This window comes from Neorhizobium sp. S3-V5DH, from assembly GCF_004343065.1.
GTDB classification, from domain to species: Bacteria; Pseudomonadota; Alphaproteobacteria; order Rhizobiales; family Rhizobiaceae; genus Neorhizobium; species Neorhizobium huautlense.
Genome location: NZ_SMCL01000044.1, coordinates 1 through 5,025, shown reverse-complemented (window position 1 = coordinate 5,025; position 5,025 = coordinate 1). Strand labels below are relative to the sequence as shown.

Here is a 5,025-nt window from a genome sequence, read left to right as displayed (position 1 = left end):
TACCGGCAAAGCTTCTGTCTGCCTCTTTTGCGTTGTAGGACTGAAGGGCCTTCATCGGTTGGGCACCAGCCCTGCGGCTACATTGGCAGCAGGACTGAGTGCTCCTCGGTCCGCAACTCTCTATGTTATGCTGTATTTCCCTGTTCCAGCCCCGTCGCGCGGCTTACAACTTGCTGGAAACGGCGTGAGAAGTTTGTCCGTAAAGCCGAGGAGTGCAGGCAGCGCGACGGCAGCCGAACTTCAAGCCTGACTGCGGATCGGCATGTAAGGTTCGGGTAGCACAGATTGATCAATCGAAGTCGGAGTATCTTGACCGGGGAAGTGAAACCCCTCGAAGGTGACGGTTGCAATATGTCGGTGGCAGAAACCGAAGACGATATCCCAGGAGAGCTCAAAATGGTAACGCGTCACTGACGCCCGTCTGCTTGAAGTCTTTCTCAATATTGCTATCTGCCGACGGGTAAAGTGGGAGGATAGAATTTGATCGATCAGTTGGCCGCGACAGGATTGACGTTTGATATCGTTCCGCATCTTGGAGCCCTGGTGGCGGCATACCTGCTTGCACTTCCAATCGGTTGGGACCGCGAAAAAGGCGAGCGCAGTGCGGGGCTGCGGACGTTTCCACTCGTCGCGATCGCAAGTTGCGGATTTATCCAGGCGACCGAGACCTTAACGGCGGGAAGCCCGGAAGCCACGGCCAGAATCGTGGAAGGACTTATCACGGGCATGGGGTTTATTGGCGGCGGCGCGATCCTGGTCGTCAAAGCGAGCGTACGTGGGACGGCTACGGCGGCAAGCCTGTGGGCAACGGGTGCTATCGGCACCTCCGTCGGCCTCGGAGCCTACGACGTGGCGATCGTGCTCGCGATCATGACCTTTCTTACTCTACGTCTCAACGCAAATCTCAAGTCGGATGGTCCTCAAAATAGACCGGATTGATTGGGACCATTTCGGCGTCGGCCATGATATTGCTTCATCGTCGACTGGCGCTGGAGGCGCGTTCGACTTCCGATCTCGATTTACAGCCGCATTCAGTCTCTGTCTTGGTGATCTCGATGACGGCTCTAACTCAAATCAGGAAAGGGAGGGCACCCTGAACGTGCAGAAAATCAACCTGTCCGATTCCCGACTTGAACGATCCCCGGGGCAGGATGCCGAGATCTTTGTCGGAAACCTCGTCGACGAGAGACAAGGCGGTCCGGTCGCCATCGGTTACGGCCGGTACTCGCCCAACCAGTCGCTAACCGGGACCATGGCTGTAGCCGACACTATGATCGTCTTGGAAGGCAGGCTCTCCGTTTCCACGGGCGACGGCACGGTGACGGCGGGAACCGGCGGCATCGTCTGCATGCCCAAGCGGCAATCTGTGACGATCGCCACGGAAGGCGAGGGCGCGTTGACGGCCTACGTGACCTATCCGCACTGGGCGGAGGCGCACGAGGGTTGACGGAAACGGCTCGCGAAACTTCCGATCTCTCAAATCAGACGAAATGGCTCTTGGAACGTAGAGCGGTCGGTCTGCCTTGTCGCGAATGCAGTCAGGCGAAGCTCACATAGTGGCTCTGTTCTAGCAAGCGCGCCACACAATCCCGAAGCTTTAAGCTACTTTACAGCCCGAACCGTTTTCGCATTTCCCCCGCCTTCGCCCACTCGTCGCCGGGCATCTGGTCGATCAGTTCCACCATTACCATGGAAAACGCGGCTTTAAGCGCTTCTTCGGTCAGAGCCTTGGCGAGATCTGTCGGAAGCAGCGGACCCATGTCAGTGAAGAAGCCCGGATTGACGAGTTTCTGGAACATGCGCTGTTGCGCTTCGGCTCTGGAAATCGCTACCTCTCCTTTTTCAAGGTAGAGCAGAAAGCACTTGACGATCCTGGCCGAGTTAAGCCCCTCTAACAATCTGAGCGCGTAGTCGGGGTCGAACAGATCGCGGCCTTTGTTGCGTTGAAGCAAGGCTCGCAGGCGGCACAACCACATAGAAGCCGCGAGGGGGCCGGATAAGCTGGCCGCGCCGCTGCAACCGCTCGGCGGCGTCAAGGAATGCGCCCCCGCTGATGCCAATCTCCTGCTGGGCTTCATCCGCAGAGAAGACTCCCCGGCCCATAGCAAGCAGGCCAGAAGCGTAGGAAGACAGTGTTGATCGTCTGCTTTGCATCATATCTCCTGATCCGCTTTTAGCGCGGAAAACTCAATATGATACCCTCACTGAATCATTCTCGAAAATCCGCCCTTACTGCGGAAAAATTGATATTTCTCCTTGGTGGGACGAGATCAATTCCAGCCGCCAAGTCAGATAACTGCTGCACTTCTCGAATTCTTTCACTATTCAGATGCTTAGTCAGGTTCGAAGTCCCCCGCTTATAAAAGTTCGCGCGAATACAGGTTTCTTGAACGACAGGTCGAAAGTTCTGATCCTATCAAAGCGTTCGATTTTATCAGCCAGTCAGTGCCAATCCACCTATACGTCCGATGCCTCGCTCGATTTCTGCGACTAGGCTATCGAGAGCCGGATTTCTTGTTTTACGTGCCCGCCGGACCACGTATGCCAAGGATGGCGGGACAGGCAAACGGTCGGTTATTACCTGCATCTCGCCTCGGATATGGCGGTCGCTCAGCAATGCCACACCCATTGTCGCGTTAACGGCCGAAACAATTCCAGCGGCGCTTGCACACTCGAAGACGGTCTCGAAAATCGCATTCTCCTGGCCGATGTCGAGTGCCCATTGCCTGTAGAAGCATTCGTCATCGAACGACAAGAACGGGATCGGTTCCCCATGCCGGATCACCAGTTCGGGGTGCTTCACCCAGTGAAGGCTGTCTCTGTAAAGAACCAGGTCGTTCGGCCGTACCTGGTGGCTAAAGACTTGGACGATTGCTGCATCAAGTTCCCCACGCTCGAGCATGGCGCGGAGCACCAGGCTCATGCGGACCTTGGTTCGGACCGCCACGTTTGGATGAAGCCGCTTGAAGCGTCCAAGGATCCGAGCGAGATCGGTGCATGCGGTGTCTTCGGTAAGCCCGAGCAGAAGTCTTCCGGCGAGCGGCGTTTTCGACAGGCTCAACAGCGCCTCGTCGTGCAGCCCTAGGATGCGCCCGGCATAGTCCAAGAGGTCCTCGCCCGCAGCCGTGAACATTGGTCCTCCGGATTTGCGTCCGAGCAACTCGCAGTCGAGGCTCACTTCGAGCCGTTTGATCTTGTGGCTGACGGCCGATTGGGAGAGACCGAGTGCGGCGGCCGCCCTGGTGATTCCGCCATGTTGGCGGATTGCGGAAAGAGCCCGCAAGGCGTCGATTTCGAGGCGGCGACCGTTCAGTTCGTTCATGGTCATACCCATTAATTTGTCCTGAAACGAAACCTATCACGGAGTGGATCGAGCATGACAGTAATTTAAAGAGTGTCATGGGCTCATCGATATTTGTCATGGATGATTTCTGCGTTTTTCCAGTACCGCTAGACCGTATTCCCCGCGATAGAGCCACCATGACCCACACCTCGCTTGCCTCCGCCTCAACCAGTCGCCATCCGCTATTATGGCCGTTGCTCGCTGCCCTCCTGATTATCGGATGGAGTTCGGGCTTCGTCGGTATTCGGTATGCTAACCAGCAAGCGAGCGTCATGCTCCTCCTATTCTGGCGGACTTTGCTGTCAGGTCTGATCCTTCTGCCATTCGCCTTGGCCATCGGGCCAAGACTTTCGATGGGCGCAGTCGGATATCAGTCGCTGTTCGGCATCATGACGGTCTTCCTTTATCTGGGAGGTTTCGCGCTTGCCATCGAGCAGAGGGTGCCAACCGGGCTCGTCGCGCTAATCTCCGACCTTGTTCCGCTAGCTATTGCCGCGTTGTCGCAACCCTTCCTAGGTGAACGATTGACGAAACGGCAATGGCTGGGCACCGCGATTGCCGTTGTCGGCGTGTTGATCGTGTCCTTCGACAGCCTCAGCTTCGGCACAGCTCCGGTCTGGGCCTACGGCTTGACTGTCGGTTCAATGCTGGTGTTCGCCGTCGCCTCGGTCCTGCACAAGAGGCGCAAGACGCGGCACATGCCTGTTCACCAGAGCCTTTGCATCCAGACGCTGATGGGTTCGGTTCTCTTCGGCCTCTGCGCATTCACGCAGGGCAGTCTTGCTCCACCGTTGACCTCTGACTTTGCAATCGCGATGGTCTGGCTGGTCCTGTTTGCCACATTCCTCGCCTATGCGGTCTACTATAGCAGTCTGCGGCTGTTCCCCGCTGCCAAGGTGAGCGCAGCCATCTACCTCAGTCCACCCGTAACAATGCTGTGGGCATGGATGTTGTTTTCGGAGCCTTTGACCGTTGCCATGTTTGCCGGATTGGCGGTAACCTTGGTGGGTGTCTGGGTGACCTCACGGGGATGAGCAATCAGCCTCGATATGTGACGTGTCATCCAGTCAAGCGGCGATCTGGACTTTCCCGATGCTCTCCCGAACATCCTTGGCCGGAGATGACGCATAGGCGGCGTTGCTGATCGCAGCACCCTCGGAGACCATCATCCGTCGAGCCTCTAAGGCGGAGCTGCTTCTGGAATTGCAAAGGCGCGAGAGAGGTCACCGCACGGAATTGCTGCGTCCTGCCGGGCGGTGTGGTCAATCCCGACAAGCTGCGGCTGGATCCGAAGGCCCTCGCCTTGGTCAGGGGCTACGTCGCCGCAGGCAAGCCTGTCGCATCCATCTGCCATGGCCCTCGGCTGCTGGTGGAAGCCGACGTCCTGCCCGGCCGTCGAGCCACGGCCTGGTACTCGATCCGCACCGACCTCAAGAATGTCGGCGCGACCATTGTCGATGAAGAGGTTGTGTTGGACGGCAACATCATTACCAGCCGCATGCCGTCCGATCTCCCGGCGTTCAACCGGGCGATTGTCGCTGCCCTCAGGACTGAGCGCAAGGGCACGACATCCCGGCGGGTGTTACAAAAGGAGGTGGCATGAAAGAGGCCACGTCCATGGAGAGAACGGATCTCTGAGATGCAGATGATCTTAGGACAGTCACGCTTTGCGCCGTTTGGCT

Annotated in this window: 7 protein-coding genes; 4 read left to right on the top strand and 3 right to left on the bottom strand. The window is 57.5% G+C overall.

All coding sequences use genetic code 11. The features are described from left to right. Nucleotides 1-480 precede the first annotated feature (480 nt). A complete protein-coding gene (locus EDE09_RS27845; RefSeq protein WP_105375117.1) occupies nt 481-939 on the top strand; it encodes an MgtC/SapB family protein in 459 nt (152 codons plus the stop codon). A 154-nt stretch (nt 940-1,093) separates the two neighbouring features. Then, nucleotides 1,094-1,447, top strand: coding sequence for an ethanolamine utilization protein (locus EDE09_RS27840; RefSeq protein ID WP_132413602.1), 354 nt, complete (start codon nt 1,094-1,096; stop codon nt 1,445-1,447). Between the two features lie 160 nt (nt 1,448-1,607). Here EDE09_RS27840 and EDE09_RS27835 read toward each other — a convergent pair whose 3' ends face one another. The 3 genes from EDE09_RS27835 to EDE09_RS27825 all read right to left on the bottom strand — a co-directional run bounded on the left by EDE09_RS27835 (nt 1,608) and on the right by EDE09_RS27825 (nt 3,322). Next, nucleotides 1,608-1,976: a nucleotidyl transferase AbiEii/AbiGii toxin family protein gene (locus tag EDE09_RS27835; RefSeq protein WP_245505261.1), complete on the bottom strand. Its 369-nt coding sequence runs from the start codon at nt 1,974-1,976 to the stop codon at nt 1,608-1,610. After that, nucleotides 1,882-2,103, bottom strand: coding sequence for a type IV toxin-antitoxin system AbiEi family antitoxin domain-containing protein (locus EDE09_RS28815; protein ID WP_245505262.1), 222 nt, complete (start codon nt 2,101-2,103; stop codon nt 1,882-1,884). The genes EDE09_RS27835 and EDE09_RS28815 overlap by 95 nt, the downstream gene beginning before the upstream one ends. A gap of 331 nt (nt 2,104-2,434) precedes the next feature. Next, a complete protein-coding gene (locus tag EDE09_RS27825; protein WP_112800208.1) occupies nt 2,435-3,322 on the bottom strand; it encodes a LysR family transcriptional regulator in 888 nt (295 codons plus the stop codon). Between the two features lie 158 nt (nt 3,323-3,480). On the opposite strand from EDE09_RS27825, the gene EDE09_RS27820 reads away from it, so the two are divergent. Continuing rightward, on the top strand, nt 3,481-4,377 hold the full coding sequence (locus EDE09_RS27820; RefSeq protein ID WP_112800206.1) for a DMT family transporter: 897 nt from the start codon (nt 3,481-3,483) through the stop codon (nt 4,375-4,377). A 224-nt stretch (nt 4,378-4,601) separates the two neighbouring features. Then, a complete protein-coding gene (locus EDE09_RS27815; RefSeq protein ID WP_245505260.1) occupies nt 4,602-4,946 on the top strand; it encodes a DJ-1/PfpI family protein in 345 nt (114 codons plus the stop codon). Nucleotides 4,947-5,025 lie beyond the last annotated feature (79 nt).

Excerpts from the sequence above, each read along its gene's own strand:
- EDE09_RS27835 (WP_245505261.1), bottom strand. The coding sequence starts at position 1,976 with ATGTGGTTGTGCCGCCTGCGAGCCTTGCTTCAACGCAACAAAGGCCGC.
- EDE09_RS28815 (WP_245505262.1), bottom strand. The coding sequence starts at position 2,103 with ATGGGCCGGGGAGTCTTCTCTGCGGATGAAGCCCAGCAGGAGATTGGC.
- EDE09_RS27825 (WP_112800208.1), bottom strand. The coding sequence starts at position 3,322 with ATGAACGAACTGAACGGTCGCCGCCTCGAAATCGACGCCTTGCGGGCT.
- EDE09_RS27820 (WP_112800206.1), top strand. The coding sequence starts at position 3,481 with ATGACCCACACCTCGCTTGCCTCCGCCTCAACCAGTCGCCATCCGCTA.